The organism is Micromonospora rifamycinica (genome assembly GCF_900090265.1).
GTDB classification, from domain to species: Bacteria; Actinomycetota; Actinomycetes; order Mycobacteriales; family Micromonosporaceae; genus Micromonospora; species Micromonospora rifamycinica.
The window spans coordinates 1,894,797-1,911,767 of record NZ_LT607752.1 but is presented as its reverse complement, the minus strand read 5'-3'; the positions used below and the strand labels follow the sequence as shown (position 1 = coordinate 1,911,767).

At 74.1% G+C, this 16,971-nt stretch carries 18 protein-coding genes; 17 read left to right on the top strand and 1 reads right to left on the bottom strand.

Annotation, left to right across the window (positions count from 1 at the left end; all coding sequences use genetic code 11):
* Positions 1-5 precede the first annotated feature (5 nt).
* A complete protein-coding gene (locus tag GA0070623_RS07810; protein ID WP_067310329.1) occupies positions 6-1,643 on the bottom strand; it encodes a (2,3-dihydroxybenzoyl)adenylate synthase in 1,638 nt (545 codons plus the stop codon).
* A gap of 163 nt (positions 1,644-1,806) precedes the next feature.
* On the opposite strand from GA0070623_RS07810, the gene GA0070623_RS07805 reads away from it, so the two are divergent.
* The 17 genes from GA0070623_RS07805 to GA0070623_RS07725 all read left to right on the top strand — a co-directional run bounded on the left by GA0070623_RS07805 (position 1,807) and on the right by GA0070623_RS07725 (position 16,942).
* Complete coding sequence (locus tag GA0070623_RS07805) at positions 1,807-2,001, top strand: ferredoxin (RefSeq protein WP_067310326.1); 195 nt, start codon at positions 1,807-1,809, stop codon at positions 1,999-2,001.
* Positions 1,998-3,173, top strand: a complete 1,176-nt coding sequence (locus GA0070623_RS07800; protein ID WP_067310323.1) for a steroid 3-ketoacyl-CoA thiolase — start codon at positions 1,998-2,000, stop codon at positions 3,171-3,173. Before GA0070623_RS07805 ends, GA0070623_RS07800 begins: the two co-directional genes overlap by 4 nt.
* A gap of 1 nt (position 3,174) precedes the next feature.
* On the top strand, positions 3,175-4,368 hold the full coding sequence (locus GA0070623_RS07795) for a CaiB/BaiF CoA transferase family protein (RefSeq protein WP_067310320.1): 1,194 nt from the start codon (positions 3,175-3,177) through the stop codon (positions 4,366-4,368).
* A gap of 162 nt (positions 4,369-4,530) precedes the next feature.
* Positions 4,531-5,271: a 3-oxoacyl-[acyl-carrier-protein] reductase gene (gene fabG / locus GA0070623_RS07790; RefSeq protein WP_067310317.1), complete on the top strand. Its 741-nt coding sequence runs from the start codon at positions 4,531-4,533 to the stop codon at positions 5,269-5,271.
* Positions 5,268-5,771: a hotdog family protein gene (locus GA0070623_RS07785; RefSeq protein WP_157517567.1), complete on the top strand. Its 504-nt coding sequence runs from the start codon at positions 5,268-5,270 to the stop codon at positions 5,769-5,771. Before fabG ends, GA0070623_RS07785 begins: the two co-directional genes overlap by 4 nt.
* Positions 5,768-6,316, top strand: a complete 549-nt coding sequence (locus tag GA0070623_RS07780) for a 3-hydroxyacyl-ACP dehydratase FabZ family protein (RefSeq protein WP_067310311.1) — start codon at positions 5,768-5,770, stop codon at positions 6,314-6,316. Before GA0070623_RS07785 ends, GA0070623_RS07780 begins: the two co-directional genes overlap by 4 nt.
* Positions 6,306-6,560 carry an acyl carrier protein gene (locus GA0070623_RS07775; protein WP_067310308.1) on the top strand — a complete coding sequence of 85 codons (255 nt, stop codon included), beginning with the start codon at positions 6,306-6,308 and terminating at the stop codon, positions 6,558-6,560. The genes GA0070623_RS07780 and GA0070623_RS07775 overlap by 11 nt, the downstream gene beginning before the upstream one ends.
* Positions 6,561-6,564: 4 nt before the next feature.
* Positions 6,565-7,770 (top strand): beta-ketoacyl-[acyl-carrier-protein] synthase family protein, encoded by a 1,206-nt coding sequence (locus GA0070623_RS07770; protein WP_067310305.1) that lies wholly within the window; start codon positions 6,565-6,567, stop codon positions 7,768-7,770.
* Positions 7,767-8,825, top strand: a complete 1,059-nt coding sequence (locus GA0070623_RS07765) for a beta-ketoacyl synthase N-terminal-like domain-containing protein (RefSeq protein ID WP_067310302.1) — start codon at positions 7,767-7,769, stop codon at positions 8,823-8,825. Before GA0070623_RS07770 ends, GA0070623_RS07765 begins: the two co-directional genes overlap by 4 nt.
* 3 nt (positions 8,826-8,828) lie before the next feature.
* The gene (locus tag GA0070623_RS07760; RefSeq protein ID WP_067310299.1) at positions 8,829-9,947 is read left to right on the top strand and encodes a beta-ketoacyl synthase N-terminal-like domain-containing protein; all 1,119 of its coding nucleotides are present in this window, start codon (positions 8,829-8,831) and stop codon (positions 9,945-9,947) included.
* Complete coding sequence (locus tag GA0070623_RS07755; RefSeq protein WP_067310296.1) at positions 9,944-10,867, top strand: beta-ketoacyl synthase N-terminal-like domain-containing protein; 924 nt, start codon at positions 9,944-9,946, stop codon at positions 10,865-10,867. Before GA0070623_RS07760 ends, GA0070623_RS07755 begins: the two co-directional genes overlap by 4 nt.
* Positions 10,864-11,658, top strand: coding sequence for an alpha/beta fold hydrolase (locus GA0070623_RS07750; RefSeq protein ID WP_067310293.1), 795 nt, complete (start codon positions 10,864-10,866; stop codon positions 11,656-11,658). Before GA0070623_RS07755 ends, GA0070623_RS07750 begins: the two co-directional genes overlap by 4 nt.
* A complete protein-coding gene (locus GA0070623_RS07745; RefSeq protein WP_067310290.1) occupies positions 11,655-12,593 on the top strand; it encodes a thioesterase family protein in 939 nt (312 codons plus the stop codon). Before GA0070623_RS07750 ends, GA0070623_RS07745 begins: the two co-directional genes overlap by 4 nt.
* On the top strand, positions 12,590-13,381 hold the full coding sequence (locus tag GA0070623_RS07740; protein WP_067310287.1) for a 2-hydroxychromene-2-carboxylate isomerase: 792 nt from the start codon (positions 12,590-12,592) through the stop codon (positions 13,379-13,381). Before GA0070623_RS07745 ends, GA0070623_RS07740 begins: the two co-directional genes overlap by 4 nt.
* Positions 13,378-14,115 carry a class II aldolase/adducin family protein gene (locus tag GA0070623_RS07735; protein WP_067310284.1) on the top strand — a complete coding sequence of 246 codons (738 nt, stop codon included), beginning with the start codon at positions 13,378-13,380 and terminating at the stop codon, positions 14,113-14,115. The genes GA0070623_RS07740 and GA0070623_RS07735 overlap by 4 nt, the downstream gene beginning before the upstream one ends.
* Positions 14,115-15,680 carry an AMP-binding protein gene (locus GA0070623_RS07730; RefSeq protein ID WP_231932710.1) on the top strand — a complete coding sequence of 522 codons (1,566 nt, stop codon included), beginning with the start codon at positions 14,115-14,117 and terminating at the stop codon, positions 15,678-15,680. The genes GA0070623_RS07735 and GA0070623_RS07730 overlap by 1 nt, the downstream gene beginning before the upstream one ends.
* Before the next feature lie 5 nt (positions 15,681-15,685).
* The gene (locus GA0070623_RS07725; protein WP_067310282.1) at positions 15,686-16,942 is read left to right on the top strand and encodes a cytochrome P450; all 1,257 of its coding nucleotides are present in this window, start codon (positions 15,686-15,688) and stop codon (positions 16,940-16,942) included.
* The last annotated feature ends 29 nt before the right edge of the window (positions 16,943-16,971 follow it).

Below are 16,971 nucleotides of genomic sequence, written 5' to 3'. Positions count from 1 at the left end.
CGCCGTTACCGACCGGCGGCGGTGGTCAGGTCGCCGAGGACCGCCGCGGCCAGTGCCCGCTTGTCGACCTTGCCGACGTTGGTCAGCGGCAGCGCCTCGACGACCGCCAACCGGTCCGGCAGCTTGTAGTCGGCCAGGCCGCGGTCCCGCAGCAGCTTGCGCAGCTCCACCAGGCTGGGCGGCGGACCGTCGGCGACGACGACCGCACAGGTCTTCTCGCCGAGCTGCCGGTCGGGGACCGGGACGACCGCCGCCGCGCGGACCCGTTCGTGGGTGAGCAGGTGCCCCTCCACCTCGTCGGCCATCACCTTCTCGCCACCCCGGTTGATGACGTCCTTGATCCGCCCGGAGATGACCAGACGGCCCTCGGGATCGATCCGGGCCAGGTCGCCGGTCCGCAGGAAGCCGTCGGGGGTGAAGGTCGTCCGGTTGTGCTCGGGTACGGCGAAGTAGCCGCGCAGCGTGCACGGCCCGCGCGCCAGCAGCTCGCCGACCTCGCCCGGCGCGACGGGCCGGCCGGTCGCGTCGACGACGAGCAACTCGTCGTCGGCGCACATCGGGGTGCCCTGGGTGGTCGCCGCGGCCTCGTCGCCGTCGTCGGGGCGGGTGAAGCAGAGCACCCCCTCGGCCATGCCGAACCAGTGGGTGAGCGTGGCGCCCAGGGCCGGGCGGACCGCGCGGGCGAGGTCGGGGTGCAGGACCGCCCCGCCGACCTCGATGACCAGCTCGGGCAGGTGCACGTCGAAGATCGGGGCGGTCTCCACCCACAGCGACAGCACGGCCGGCATGACGGTGGTGAGGGTGACCCGTTCCTGGGCCATCAGCGGGAAGACCTCGTCGGGGCTGGGGCTGGACGCCAGCACCGCCCGGCCGCCGACCCGCAGCGCGCCGAACACCCCGGGGCACCCCAGGGCGGCGTTGTGCGCGACCGGCACCGCCGCGAGGTAGGCGTGCCGGTGGTCGAAGGACATCGCCCCGGCGGTGGCGCGCAGCTGGAAGGCGTAGTCGTCGTGGGTGCGGGGGATCAGCTTCGGCAGCCCGGTCGTCCCGCCGGAGAGCAGGAAGAACGCCACGTCCTGCGGGTCGGGTCGGGGCAGCTCCCGGGCCGGGGCGCGCACCTGCGACCAGGCCAGGAACGGCCCGGGATCCCCGACCACCAGCACGTGTCGCAGGGTGGGGCAGGCGTCGCGGACCTCCTGCGCCACCGCGCGGTGGTCCACTCCGGGCGCCCGGTCGCCGGTGACCAGGGCGACCGCCCCGACGTACTGCGTCAGGTAGGTCAGCTCGGCCCGGCGGTGCGCCGGCAGGGCCAGCACCGGCAACGCGCCCAACCGGAACAGCGCCACGCAGGTGACCAGGAACTCGACGGTGTTGGGCAGCTGCACGACCACGCTGTCGCCGGGGCGTACGCCCAGTTCGGACAGGCCCGCCGCCAGCTCGTCGGCGCGGGCGTCGAGTTCGCCGTAGGTGTGCCGACCGTGCCGGGTGACCACGGCGGCGCGGCCGGGGTCACGGGCCTCACCGGCCCAGTCGGCCCACGGCCGGAACAGGTCGCCGAGGACCTCGCCACGCCAGTAACCGGCCTCGCGGTATCGGTCGACGAACTCCGCCGGCCAGGGGGTGAAGCCTTCACGAACAGCCACGGGGCCTCCCGTACGCCGATCACCTGGGGTGTCCGTAGGCACGGTAGCGACGCTCCAGAAGACACACAAGGGTCTGTGCAAAGACGATGCTCGTATTTTCCAGATACGAGTCCCTGCACTACCGTGGAAGGCAAGTTGCCGGGACCGGGAGAGGACGGCCGCGATGCGGGTACGTGTGGACTTTGACAGCTGTGACAGCAACGGCCTCTGCGCCGCCGAGGCGCCGACGGTCTTCGAGGTACGCGACGACGACTTTCTCTACGTGCTCCAGGAGAACCCGCCGCAGGAGCTGTGGCCGGAGGTGACCCGGGCCGCCAACGCCTGCCCGAAGTTCGCCATCACCCTGGAGGAGCGGTGACCCCTGAGGACCGCGAACCGGTGGTCGTCGCCGCGGTCCGTACCCCGATCGGCAGGCGCGGCGGCGCGCTGGCCGGGCTGAAGGGCGTCGAGCTGCTCCGGCACGTGCTGCGGGCGGTCGTCGACGAGGCGGGCATCCCGCCCGACGCCGTGGAGCAGGTGATCGGCGGCTGCGTCACCCAGGCCGGCGAGCAGAGCCTGAACGTCACCCGCAACGCCTGGCTGAGCACCGGCTGGGATCCCGCGGTCGGCTGCACCACCGTGGACACCTCGTGCGGCTCCGCCCAGCAGGCCAACCACCTCGTCGCCGCGCTGATCGGCAGTGGCGCGATCGACGTCGGCATCGCCTGCGGGGTCGAGTCGATGAGCCGCGTCCCGATCGGCGTCAACCTCTACAACGGACCCGGTCACTACAAGACCGCCGACTACCCGTGGGACGACCCGCCGAAGGCGCAGTTCGGGGGTGCCGAGCGGATCGCCGCCCGGCAGGGCCTCACCCGGGCCGACGTCGACGCGTACGGGGTGCTCTCCCAGGCCCGCGCGGCGGCGGCCTGGGCGGCCGGACACTTCGACCGGGAGGTGGTCGGGATCGACGCGCCGGTGCCGGGCGACGACGGCGGCGCCGGCCACCGTCGGGTCGACCGGGACGAGGGGCTGCGCGCCACCACGCTGGAGGGGTTGGCCGCGCTCCGGCCGAACGTGCCCGACGGGGTGCACACCGCCGGCACCACCTCGCAGGTCTCCGACGGCGCGTCGGCGATCCTGTGGATGTCCCGCGCCCGGGCCCGCGCGCTGGGACTGCGGCCCCGGGCGCGGCTGGTCGCCCAGGTGGTCACCGGAGCGGATCCGTACTACCTGCTCGACGGGCCGGTGGCGGCGACCGGCCGGGCGCTGGAACACGCCGGCATGGCCCTGGCCGACCTCGACCTGATCGAGGTCAACGAGGCGTTCGCGGGCGTGGTGCTCAACTGGACGCAGCGGCACGACACCGACCTGGAGCGGGTGAACGTCAACGGCGGGGCGATCGCGTTGGGCCACCCCCTCGGTTCCAGCGGCACCCGCCTGCTGGTCACGGCGCTGCACGAGCTGGAGCGGCGGGACGCGCAGACGGCGCTGGTCACCATGTGCTGTGGGGGCTCCCTGGGCACCGCGACGATCCTGGCGCGGGTGTGACGTGCGGCGCGAGGAGTTCTACCGGGAGGCCCGCGACGACCTCGACGGCCCCCTGCACGGCCTGTCCGTGCTGGACGTGACCAAGGTGTGGTCCGGCCCGCTGGCCACCAGCCTGCTCGCCGACATGGGGGCGGACGTGCTCCGGGTCGAGCTGCCGTACGGCCGCGACGGCGAGGTGCCGCCGGAGATCCCCGGCACGGGCCTGTCGTGGTTCCGCGAGACGGTGAACCGGAACAAGCGCAGCGTGGGCCTGGACCTGCGGCAGCCCGCCGGCCGGGAGGCCTTCCTCGGGCTGGTGCGCGACGCGGACGTGGTGGTGGAGAACTACAAACCCGGCACGCTGGACGGCTGGGGGGTCGGCTACGCCGACTGCCGCCGGGTCCGGCCGGACGTCGTGTTCGTCTCCATCACCGGTTGGGGCCAGTTCGGCCCGGACGTGGACCGGCCGGCGTACGACCCGGTGGTGCAGGCCGCGAGCGGCTGGATGGCGCTCAACGGCGACCCGGCGGGCCGTCCGGTGCGGGCGCCGACCTTCCTCGCCGACGAGCTGGCCGGCCTGCACGCGGCCGTCGGGGCGCTGGCCGCCCTGGCCCACCGCGACCGCACCGGGGAGGGCCAGCACCTCGACGTGGCCATGCTCGACAGCCTGCTCGCCAGCAGTTGTGGGCTGTTGACGCTGGCCGCGACCGGTGCGCCGCCGGCCCGGTGGGGCAACGAGACCGACTTCGCGGTCCCGTCGAACGTCTACTCCTGCCGTGGCGGCGAGGTCTACCTGTCCGTCGCCCTGGACAAGCACTGGCGGGCGCTGGCGGAGACGATCGGCCGGCCGGAGCTGGCGCACGCGCCCGGCTACGGGCGTGGCGCGCAGCGCCGGGGCAACCGGGTCGAGGTCGACGCCCTGGTGGCCGACTGGTGTCGCGGCCGTACGGTCGACGAGGTGATGGCGGCGTTCCGCGCCGCGCACCTGGTCGCCGAGCGGGTCCGCACCCTGGCCGAGGTCGCGGCCGATCCGCAGGTGTCGGCGCGGGACATGCTCCAGCCGACGGTGCTGCACAACGGCACGGTCGCGCCGCTCACCGGCCCGGCGGTGAAGTTCTCCCGCACCCCGACCCGGATCCGCCGGGGTGCGCCGGCGGCCGGCGCGGACAGCCGTGACGTGCTGGCCGACACCGCGCCGGAACCCGACGGGCGATAGTGTCCGGCTAGCTTTTGCAGAGTATCTGGCTGCGCTTTGCGAGTCTCTTGCTGCTTCTATTGATGTCGAGCCGAAGATGCTTCAACATGGGAGTGCAAGATACGAGTTCCCGTCGCCGATCGGGGGCACCCGGCGTGGGTGCGACGGGCAGAGGAGGCGTCTGTGAGCGAGCGACCGCTGGCACTGGTGACCGGCGCCTCGCGGGGCATCGGCCGCGCGGTGGCCGTCCGGCTCGCCGAGCAGGGCTACGGCCTGGCCTGCTGCTACAGCAGGCCCAGTGAGACCGCCGAGAAGACCGAGGCGCAGGTCGCCGCGATCGGCGTCCCCAGCTACTTCGCACCCTGCGACGTCGCCGACGACCAGGCGGTGGAGGCGTTCATCGCCGAGGCCGAGGGCCGGCTGGGCCCGATCGGCCGGTTGGTGAACAACGCGGGCATCACCCGGGACAGCCCGCTGGTGCTGGCCCGCCGCCCCGACTGGGAGGCGGTCATCGACATCAACCTCGGCGGCACCTGGAACTTCTGCCGGGCCATGGCCTTCCGGTTCATGAAGCGCCGGGCCGGCGTCATCGTCAACCTCTCCTCGATCGCCGGCATCCACGGCAACGTCGGGCAGACGGCGTACGCGGCCAGCAAGGCGGGCATCATCGGGCTGAGCCGCTCGCTGGCCAAGGAGGTCGCCCGCTACGGCGTACGGGTCAACGTGGTCGCGCCCGGCTTCATCGAGACCGACATGACCGACGCGCTGGACGCCAAGGCCCGGGAGCAGGCCCTCGGCATGATCGGCCTGCGCCGGTTCGGCCGCCCCGAGGACGTCGCCGCGATGGTGGGCTTCCTCCTCTCCGACCAGGCCGACTACGTCACCGGCCAGGTGTTCCAGGTGGACGGGGGGATGGTCCTGTGACCGCGGCGACGACAGCACCGACCTGGCGGCCCGCCGCCATGGTGCCGTACGCCGCCCCGCTGCCGGCGGTCGACCGGCTCCGGGCCACCGCCCAGGACGACGGCGGCTGGACGGTCGTCGCCCGGGTCGCGGTCGATCCCCGGAACCCGAACCTCGTCGGCCACTTTCCCGGCGAGCCGATCTACCCGGGCGTCTTCGTGGTCGAGACCCTGTGCCAGGCGATGACCCGGGCCGTCCCCGGCGCACCCCGGCTGCGGACGGTCACCTCGATCCGGTTCCTCGCGGCGCTGCTCGGCGGCGACGAGATGGAGCTCACCCTCGACGTCCGGCCGACCACCCCGGCACCGTCCGACCCGGCGGCACCGGCCACCCCGTCCGACCCGGCGGCACCGGCCACCTCGGCACCGGCCGGCTGGCAGGTCCGTGGCGTCGCCCGACGCACCGACGGGACGGTCACCGCACAGCTGCGTGCCGTCTTCGACGCCGGAGCCGACGCGTGAACGCCGCCGAGATCCGGGCGGTCCTGCCGCAGCGTCACCCGCTGCTGCTGGTCGACCGGGTGACCAGCCGGGACGGCGACACCATCGAGACGGTCAAGGCGATCACCGCCACCGAGCCGTGCTACGCCCACCTCGGCGACGACGCCACCGCCGGGGACTACGCCTACCCGGCCTCGCTGCTCATCGAGTCGTTCGGACAGAGCGCGGCGCTGCTCTGGCTGGCCGGTGCCGCCCCGGCGCAGCGCGCCACCGAGGACACCCTGCTGCTCTTCGTGGGCGCCCGGGACTACACCGTCACCGGCCGGGCCTACCCGGGCGACGTCGTCCGGCACGTCGTACGCCTGGAACGGGTCGTCGCCGACACCGCCTTCGCCACCGGCGAGAGCTGGGTCGGCGAGCGGCGCATCGCCACCGTCGGCTCGCTCATGGCCGCCCGCCGTCCCCGCGCGGCCGTCGCCGAACCGGCGACCGGTCCGCAGGGCCGGGACGCCGACCGCACCATCCCTGCTAACACCAGTTCCCAAGGAGGCCGACATGTCCGGTGAGAACGAGCGGTACGAGCAGCTCCGGGAGATCATCGCCGAGGTGTTGGAAGTCGAGACCGACGAACTGACCGACACCGGGGACTTCGCCGAGGAGTACCAGGCGGACTCGCTGCGGGCCATCGAGATCCTCGCCCGCATCGACAAGGAGTTCAAGGTGGAGATCCCGCAGTCGGAGCTGCCCGAGCTGCGCAACCTCAAGACCACCTACGAGGCCGTCGCCCGGCACGCCGGCTGGCAGGACTGAGACCGTGCGGCGTGTGGTCGTGACCGGCCTCGGCCCGGTGTCGAGCATCGGAACGGGGGTGACGGCGTTCGGTGCGTCCCTGCGGGCGGGCCGCTCCGGGATCTCCCCGATCACCAGCTTCGACCCGTCCGGGTTCCCGTACCGCAACGGCGGTGAGGTCCGTGACTTCGACCCCGCCGCCTGGCTGCGCCGGCTGCCCACCGCACGGTGGGGCCGGTCCAGCCAGTTCGCGGCCGCCGCCGCGCGACTCGCGGCGGACGACGCGAAGCTCGACCTCGACACCGTGGACCGCACCCGGGCGCATGCCGTGATCGGCACGACCAGCGGCGAGTCCGTCGTGCTGGAGGCGCTCACCGCGCGACTGGTCGAGGCGGGCTTCGACGCGATGCCGCCGGAACTGGTCGAGCAGCTGCCCGCCGGTCGGTTGGCGCACGCGGTCAGCGAGGAGTTGGGTCTGCGCGGTGACTCGCTGACCCTCGCCACCGCGTGCTCCGCCAGCAACTACGCCATCGGGTACGCCTACGACCTGCTCGTCACCGGCGAGTCGGACGTGGTGTTCGCCGGCGGCGCCGACTCGGTCTGTCGATGGGCGCACGCGGGCTTCTTCCGGCTGGGCGCGCTCACCGAGCACGCCTGCTCGCCGTTCGACCGGGACCGCTCCGGCATCATCACCGGCGAGGGCGGCGCGGTGCTGGCGCTGGAGACGTGGGAACACGCCGAGGCGCGCGGCGCGCACGTCTACGCGGAGGTGCTGGGCTACGGCCTCAACTGCGACGCCAACCACCCGGTGGCCCCGGACCGGGACAGCATCGCCGCGTGCATCCGCACCGCGCACCGCAACGCCGGCATCACCCCGGACCAGGTCGACTACATCTGCGCCCACGGCACCGGCACCCCGGCCAACGACCTGGTCGAGGCGCAGGCCGTGCTCGACGTGTTCGGGCCGCAACCGCCACCCATCAGCTCGATCAAGTCGATGATCGGGCACACGATGGGCGCCGCCAGCGGATTCGGGGCGATCGCCTCCGCGCTCGCCATCGAACAGGACTTCCTGCCCCCCACCGTCAACTGGACGCACCCGGATCCGCAGCTGACCGGCATCGATCCGGTGCCGAACGAGGCCAGGTCGGCCACCGTCCGGATGGTGCAGAACAACGGCTTCGCCTTCGGCGGGAACAACGCGATCGTGGTGCTGGGAGCGGCCCGATGAATCCACTGACCATCAACGGCCTGGCCACGCTGAGCGCCGCCGGTGACCGCCCGGAGTCGCTCGCGCAGCGGGTCGCCGACCTCGCCGGGGCGGCCCATCCCGGTGTCCCGGTGGGGGCGGTCGTCACCGAGACGCTGCCCCACCCGCAGGGGCAGGCGTTGCTCGACTTCGACGTCCGGGCCCGGCTCGGCCGGCGCGGCACCAGCTTCTACGACCGGGCCACCGCGCTGGCCGTGGTGGCGTGCGGCGACGCCCTCGACGACAGCGGGCTGACGGTGGACGACACCACCCGGACCCGGATCGGCGTGGTGCTCGGCACCACCGTCGGCAGCCTCAAGTCCACCAGCGACTACACCCGCGAAACCCTGGTGCAGGACAAGCCGTACCTGGTCAACCCGGTGCTGTTCCCCAACACCGTGATGAACTGCGCCGCCGGCCAGGCGGCCATCCGCCACGGGCTCAAGGGGGTCAACGCCACCGTCACCGGCGGGCCGCTGGCCTTCTTCAACGCCCTGCGGTACGCCGGCAACGCGATCCGCCGCGGCTACGTCGACACCATGCTCGTCGGCGCGGTGGAGGAGTTCTCGGCGCACCGGGCCTGGGCCTGCGCGCTCGGACCCACCGGCGGCGTGATCCCCGCCGGGGAGGGCGCCGCGGTGTTCGTGATCGGCGGCCCCGCCGACTCCGGCGGGGCGGCCGTCTGCGCCGCGACCACCGGGTACGGCCCCGACGGCACGGCCGAGCAGGCCCTCACCGACTGTGTGGCCCGCGCCCTGCGCGCCGCCGGAGCCGTACCGGGCGACGTCACGCTCCTGGCCACCAGCGAGACCGTCACCGCCGGCCCCCGCCCGCAGCGCGACGCCGCCCTGCGGGCGCTCGACGGGCACCGGCCGGCCGAGCTGGTGGTGAGCCGGGCGGCGGGTGACTGCGGCGCGGCCCTTCCCGCCCTGGCCCTGGCCGCTGCGCTGCGCGAGCCCGGCACCCGGTCCGGCCTCACCCTGCTCACCGCCCACGGCACCGACGGTGGCGTCGGCGCCGCCCTGGTCCGGCGGTAGACCATGACGGCGTTGATCGCGGCGAGCAGCCTCCGCACGTGCTTCGGCGACGGCGCGCGGACCTTCGCCGCCCTGCTGGACGGACGCAGCGGAGTGGGCGGGCTGCGGCACCCCCTCACCGCCCAGCTCAACGTGACGGCCGGCTACCAGATCGACGAGCCCGCCCCCGGGGTGGCCCTGCGGGCCGGCACCTGGCTGCGGGAGTGCGTCGACGAGGTGCTGACCCGGGCCGCCGTCGACCCGCGCCGCCACCGGGTCGTGGCGCTCGTCGGCACCGGGCTGCGGGAACTGGCCGCCGTGGAGGAGATGGCCCGCACCGGCGCGGCCACCACCCCGTCCCGCCTGCACTTCGGCCCCGCAGTCCGGGACGCCGCGCCCGAGCTGGCCGAGGTGGTGACCCTCGCCAACGCGTGCAGCGCGGGCGGGCACGCCCTCGCGCTCGCCCAGGACCTGATCGAGACCGGCGAGGCCGACGCGGTCGTCGTCGGTGCCGCCGACACGACGACCACCTCGATGCTCGCGATGATCGGCAAGGTCACCCCGTCGCCCACCACCCAGGTCCGCCCGTTCGACCGGGACCGCACCGGCGTCCTGCTCGGCGAGGGCGCCGCCGCGCTCGTCGTGGTCGGCGAGACGTGGGCCGGCCCGGCCGTCGGTCGGCTCCTGGCCACCGGGCTGTCCTGCGACGCCGTGCACGAGACCGCCCCCGACGTCGACGGGATCTGCCGGGCGGTGCGCGACGCCTGGACCCGGGCCGGTCGCGGCCCGCACGAGGCGGACCTGGTGGTCGCCCACGGCACCGGCACCGCCCTGAACGACCCCACCGAGTGCGCCGCGCTGCTGCGGTGCCTGCCCCGACCGGAGGCACCCCTGGTCACCGGCATCAAGGGCGCGGTCGGCCACCTGTCGGGCGCCGCCGCCCTGGCCAACGTCGACGTGGCACTGCGCTGTCTGGCCAGCGGCACCGTGCCGCCGGTCGTCGGGCTGACGAACCCCCTGCCCGAGGGCGACGGACTCAGCTTCGTCCGGGAGGTGCCCGCCCGACGGGACGTCACCCTCGCCCAGGTCAACGCCTTCGGCTTCGGCGGCGTGAACGCGGTGACGCTGGTGGAGGCGCGATGACCGGCACGCCGGCCCCCGCCGTGGTCGTCACCTCCTACAGCATCCACCTGCCCGCCGACGACCGCTTCGCCACCGCCGCCGGCCTGCCGCCAGTCGCCACCGCCGCCGGCCTGCCGGCGGTCACGCCCGGCTGCCCGGCCGACCAGGCGTACACCCTGCTCGGCCGCAAGGGGCTGCTGTACAAGGAACCGGCCACCCGGCTCGCGCTCTGCGCCGCGCACCGGGCGCTGTGCCTGCCCGACGGCGCACGCCCCGACGTCCCGCTCGATCCCGGCACCGCCGTGGTGGCCGCCAGCAACCTCGGCAACGTCGCCACGGTCGTCGACGTGACCCGCGCCGTCGCCCGCGAGGGCAGCCGGGGGGTCAGCCCGATGGCGGCACCGAACGCCTCCAGCAACGTGGTCGCCAGCAGCATCGCGATGTGGTTCCGCCTCGCCGGACCGAACCTGATGGTCTGCTCCGGCGAGACCGCCGGCCTGGACGCGCTGGCGCTCGGCGCCCTGCTGCTGCGCGCCCGCCGGGCCGACCGGGTGCTGGTGGTCGGCGCGGAACCCGACGACGAGACCGCGGTGGCGGTCCGTGGCCACGCCGCCGGCGCCCCACCGCTGCGCGCCGGGGCCGCCTGCGTGGTCCTGGAACCCGCCACCCGCGCCGTCGCCCCGCTGGCCACGGTGACCGTCGGACCGACCGTGCGGCACCGCGCCGACGTACCCCCGTGGCCGGTCCCGGTCGTGGTCGGCCCCGGCCACCTCGATCCGGCCGCCGCCTGGGGCGACGGCTACGGATTCCAGGGGGTGCTCCAGACGGCGCTCGCCACGCGGCTCGTCGCCGAGGGCACGGACGGCGTCGCGGTGCTCTGCGGCGGCACCGACGACGGCTGGCGTACCGCCCTGCTCGCCCCGCCCGGGGGGCAGCCGTGACGACGAGCGTACGGCAGCTGCGGCCGCCCACACCGGACGGTCCGCTGGTGGTCTTCGCGCACGGGCTCGAGGACTCCTGGGCGAGCTGGCTGCCGTTGAGCAACGTGCTGCCGTCCGACTGGTACCCGGTCGCCCTCGACCTGCCCTGGCGGCCCGGCAACGACTACCGGTGGCGGCACCGGCCCTCGTCGCAGTGGCTCGCCGACGGCCTCGACGGCCTCGACCGGCGGCCGGACCTGCTGGTGGCCCACTCCTACGGCGCCAACGCCCTGCTCGAACTGCTCTGTGCCGGCGACCGGCGGGTGCCGGACACCGTCATCCTGATCTGCCCGCTGTACCGCCCGCCGGACGTGGTGGTGACCTGGCGGCTGTTTGAACGCGCCCGGCGCTCCTTCGAGCAGCACATCCACGACTCGCTGCGCAGCCGGCTCGGCACGCGGCTGCGCGCCCTGGACCCCGACGTGGTGGACCGGATGATCGCCAAGGCGTTCGACCGGGTCGGCCCCTCCGGGTTCCTGACCGTGTTCGACCAGTTCAGCGCCAGCGCCTCGATGCGGCTGGACCGGGTGACCGCCCGGGTGCTGGTGCTCGCCGGCGGCTCCGATCCGACGCTGTCCCCCCAGGCGGCGCGGACCCTGGCCGACGGCATGCCGCACGCGGTGCTGTCGGTCGGCGAAAGCTACGACCACTTCTGTTACGCCCGCCAGCCGGAGGATGTCGCGTCCCGCCTACGGGCCTTCCTCGACGTGTCCCCCGTCGTCAGCGGTCATCCCGAAGGAGCAGCTACGTGAGCACCCTCGCCCCGCCCGCGCCCACCCCGAGCGTCCTGGTCAGCCGACCGCGCTACGAGGGCGCCAACATCCGCACCTGGATCGGCTTCAAGCACTTCATGTACCTGGTGGAGGAGGCCGTCCTGAACTGGCTGCGCGATCAGGGCCACGGCGCCCACGCGCTGTTCCACCAGCACGGCCTCGGCACCGAGATCGTCGACTGCTCGGTGCAGCTGCCGGCGGTGCTGGAGGTGGACGACGAGGTCCGCGCCGAGGTGGTCGCCGGCACCGGGCGGCGGCTGCGGGTGCAGCTGTCGGTGAGCCGTGGCGACCAGGACGTCGTGGTGCTGCGCGGCCACGTCACCGTCGCCCTGCTGCCCGAGACCGACGGGCCGGTGCACCGGCCCGCCCCGGCGGCCCTCGCGACCTGGGAGGCGGCCACCCTCGACGCGGCGACCGGCCTGCGCTCGGAACTCGCGCTGCCGGCCGACGCCGACCCCGCGTCGGTGTTGACGCCGGACGGCTCGGGGGCCTTCCTCTGGTCCTGGCGGGCACCGTACTTCTACTGCCACTTCTCCGACCGGGTGCAGCACTCCGGCTACGTGCGCGCCCTGGAGGAGGTCGTCGACCGGTTCCTCGCCGACCGGGGCATCTCGGTGGGCCGCATGCTGGCCGAACGCGCGTGGATCCCGGTGGTCTCCCGGGCCCGGGTACGACTGGCCGAGCCGGCCCACATGGAGGAGACGGTGCACACCGTCTTCACCGTCGACGACGTGCTCCGGGAGATGATGTTCAGCGGCCGGATGGACTGCTGGGTCCACCGGGGCGACCGGCTGGTCCTGGTGGCCACGGCGACCATCCTGCACGGCTACGCGATCAGCCGGGGACCGGACGCCGGCCAGCTCGCCCGGCTCGACCCCGAGGTGTGCGCGATCCTCACCGGGGACCGGCCGTGACCCGCGCACCCGCCCGCCCGCGGCTGTTCTTCTCCTTCCGCAGCCCGTACAGCTGGCTGACGGTCCGCCGGCTGCGCGCCACCGTGCCGACCGCGTTCACGGACTTCGACTGGTTCCCCTACTGGGATCCGGACGCCCGGACCGCCGAGGCGCTCGCCGCGCGCGGCGCGGAGTTCCACTACGTGCAGATGAGCCGGGCGAAGCACCTCTACCTGCTGATGGACACCAAGCGCCTGGTGCAGCGCGAGGGTGTGCCGATGGCCTGGCCGATCGACGTCGACCCGCACTGGGAGGTGCCGCACCTCGGCTGGCTGGCCGCCCGCCGCGCCGGCCGGGCGGCGCCCTTCTACGACGAGGTGGTCGCCGCCCGCTGGGAGCGGGGCGAGAACATCTGCGACCCCGCGGTGGTGGCCGGCTGCGCCGAGCGGGCCGGACTGGAACCGGCCCTGGTCACCGGCGCTGTCGACGACCCGCAGCTGCGGGACGAGGGGGCGGGCTGCCTCGAACGCGCCTACCTCGACGACATCTTCGGGATCCCGTACCTCAAGTGGGGGCGGCACCGGTTCTGGGGGCTCGACCGGCTGGACGGCTTCCTGGCGGTGTGGCGGCCGGACCCGGCAGCCGCCGGGTCCGCTCCGGCCGCCGGTGGCGGCTCCGGTGCGGCGGCGACCGTCGCCGCCGCGCCCGCTCCGGCCGTGGCCCAGGAGGCGGTACGACTTCCCGACCGGGCGGAGGCGATCGTGGCCTCCGGCGGTTACGACACCGACACGACGGGTGGTTGCGGATGAGTTTCCCTCCTGACACACCGGCTCTCCGCCAGCAGCGCATGGCACACCTGGCCGCCACGCTGCGGTTGTTCGCCGAACTCGGCTACGACGAGGGCGCGGGTGGACACATCACCGTCCGCGACCCGGAGCGGCCCGACTGCTTCTGGATCAACCCGTTCGGCATGTACTTCGGTCAGGTCAGGGTCAGCGACCTGCTGCTGGTCGGTGCGGACGGGCAGGTGCTGGGCGGCAAGGGCCGGATCAACCCGGCCGGGTTCGTCATCCACTCGGCGGTGCACACCGCCCGGCCCGACGTCGTCTGCGCCGTTCACACCCACTCGGTGTACGGCCGGGCCTTCTCCACCCTGGGCCGGCTCCTCGACCCGATCACGCAGGACGCCTGCGCCTTCTACGGCGACCACAGCCTCTTCGACGACTACACCGGCGTGGTGCTCGACGCCGAGGAGGGCCGGCGGATCGCCGCCGCGCTGGGCCCCGGCAAGGCCACCATCCTGCGCAACCACGGCCTGTTGACCGTCGGCGGCTCGGTGGCGGAGGCGGCCTGGTGGTTCGTCGCCATGGAACGGTCCTGCCAGGTGCAGCTCGCCGCCGAGGCGGCCGGCAAGCCGGTGCCCATCGGTCCGGAGGACGCCGAGCGCACCCGCGAGGTGATCGGCTCGCCGGGCATCGGCCGGTACAACTTCAAGCCCCTCTACGCGGGGGTCCTGCGCCGCCACCCGGACCTGCTGGACTGATGATGCCGAGTCGCCAGGACCCGCCCGCTCTCCTCGCCGCCCGGATCACCGCGACCCCCGACGCGCCGGCGCTCGCCGCCGAGGACGGCGTCCTCACCTGGGCGCAGCTGGGGGAGCGGGTGCACCGGTGGCGGGCGTTGCTCGCCGACGCGGGCGTCAGCTCCGGCGACGCGGTGGCGCTGATGCTCGGCAACCGCCGGGAGGCGGTGGAGGCGCTGCTGGCCTGCCTGCACTCCGGTGTCACGGTGGTGCCGGTCAACTGGCACCTCACCGCCCCGGAGGTCGCCTACCTGCTGGCGGACGCCGGGGCGCGGCTGCTCGCCGTCGACCCGCCGCGCGCCGAGGTGGGTGCCAAGGCGGCGGCCGAGGCGGGCACCGTCCGGGCGGTCGTCACCGGTGACCAGGCGGCGTACGGCCTGGCGCCGGTGGAGCCGCTGCTCGCCGCGGCCGACCCGCGGACGGCCCCCGCCGACCAGGAGTGCGGGCAGTTGATGATCTACACGTCGGGCACCACCGGCCGCCCCAAGGGCGTGCTCAACGGTCTGTTCGTCACCGGAGCGCCGTTCGCCCGGGCCACCCGCCTGCTCGAGTACGCCACCGGGACGCTCGGCGTGCCCACCGACGGGCGGGTGCTGCTGGTCGGGCCCTGGTACCACTCCGCCCAACTGTTCTACGCGCTGCTGCCCCTGCTCAACGGCGCGACCCTGGTCGTCCGGGAACGTTTCGACCCGGCCGCGACGCTGGCCACCATGGCCGCCGAGCGGATCACCGAGTGCCACCTGGTGCCGACCCAGTTCGTCCGGCTGCTGCGCCTCGACCCGGCCGTCCGGGCCGCGTTCTCCCCGGCCAGTCTGCGCCGGATCTGGCACGGCGGCGGGGCCTGCCCGCCGGACGTCAAGCGGCGCATGATCGAGTGGTGGGGTCCGGTGCTGGTCGAGTACTACGCGGCCACCGAAGGTGGGGTGGTCACCCTCATCGACTCGGCCGACTGGCTGGCCCACCCGGGCAGCGTGGGGCGGGCCGTGCCGCCGAACCGGATCGTCGTCGTCGACGACGACGGCCGTGAGCTCGGCCCCCACCAGCGGGGTCGGATCTTCATCCGGCGGCCCGGCCGCGGCTTCCACTACCACAACGCGGCGGGCAAGACCCGGGCCGCGTACCTCGCGCCGGGTGTCTTCACCTACGGCGAGGTGGGTCACCTCGACGAGGACGGCTACCTGTACCTCACCGGCCGCGCCCAGAACATGGTCGTCTCCGGCGGCGTGAACGTCTACCCGGCCGAGGTCGAGCAGGTGCTGGTACGGCACCCGGACGTGCGCGACGCCGTGGTCCTCGGCCTGCCCGACGAGGAGTACGGCGAGCGGGTCGCCGCCGTCGTCGAGTGGGAGCCCGACGGTGGGCGACCGCCCTGGTCGGCGCTGGACGCGCACTGCCGGCGGCACCTCGCCGGGTTCAAGGTGCCCCGCTCGTGGCGGTCGGTCGACGCCGTGCCCCGCGAGCCGACCGGCAAGGTCCGGCTCGACCAGTTGCGCACGCTCTGCGGAGACGACCGATGGGAGCGGTGAGCGGGATGCCCACGACAGAACCGACGTCCACCGAGGACATCGCCCACCCCGCGACGTACGCGCGGGCGGTGCCGCACGCCGAGTTCGAGCGCCGCCGCCGCGAGGAGCCGGTCGGCTGGGTGCCGGAGCCGGCGCTGTGGCGGCACAGCTCCGCCGGGCGGATCCAGCAGCGCGGATCCGGGTTCTGGGCGGTGACCACCCACGAGGCGGTCATGGAGGTGTCCCGGCAGCCCGAGGTGTTCTCCTCCGCCCGGCGCGGGGCGTTCCTGCACGACCCGCGTACCCCGGCCGACCTGGACTTCATGCGCCAGCTGCTGGTGAACATGGACGCCCCGCAGCACGTGCGGATCCGTCGCATCGTCACCTCGGTGTTCACCCCCCGCGCCGTACGCTCGCTCGCCGACACCGTCACCCGGCACGCCCGGGAACTGGTCGACGGGGTGCTCCAGCGGGACACCTTCGACGCCGTCACCGACCTGGCGGCCGAGCTGCCCCTGCTCGTCCTCGCCGACCTGCTGGGCCTGCCGCGCGGGGACCGGCACCTGCTGTACCGGTGGAGCAACAACCTGGTCGGCTTCGACGACCCGGAGTACGGCGGCGGGGACGTCGAGGTCTACCGGCAGACGTTCGCGGAGGCGTTCCAGTACGCGCTGGCGGTGGCCGTACGACGGCGGGCCGCGCCCCGCGACGACCTGATCAGCCTGCTCGCCACCGCGGAGGTCGACGGACGGCGGCTGACCGACCGGGAGTTCTGCCAGTTCTGGATGCTGCTGGTGGTCGCCGGCAACGAGACGACCCGACACCTGATCTCCGGTGCCCTGCACCTGCTGCTGCACGACGAGCAGCTGCGTCGTCGGTGGCTCGGCGGGCCGCTGCCCACCGCCACCGCCGTCGACGAGTTCCTCCGGGTGGTCACGCCGATCATGCAGTTCCGGCGGACCGCCACCCGGGACACCACCCTGGCCGGCACGAAGATCGCCGAGGGCGACAAGGTGGTCATGTTCTACGTCTCGGCCAACCGGGACGCCGGGATCTTCGCCGACCCGCACCGGGTGGACCTGGAGCGGACGCCCAACCCGCACCTCAGCTTCGGCATGGGCCCGCACTTCTGCCTGGGCGCCCACCTGGCGCGGATGGAGACGGCCGCGCTGCTCGACGCCGTCGCCCCCCACCTTCCCCGACTTGCCACCACGGGCCCGGTCGTCCGGCTGGAGTCCAACTTCGTCAACGGCATCAAGGTGATGCCCGTGGGCTGGACCTGAGACCCGGGTCCGGACCACTGGAGAGGAGA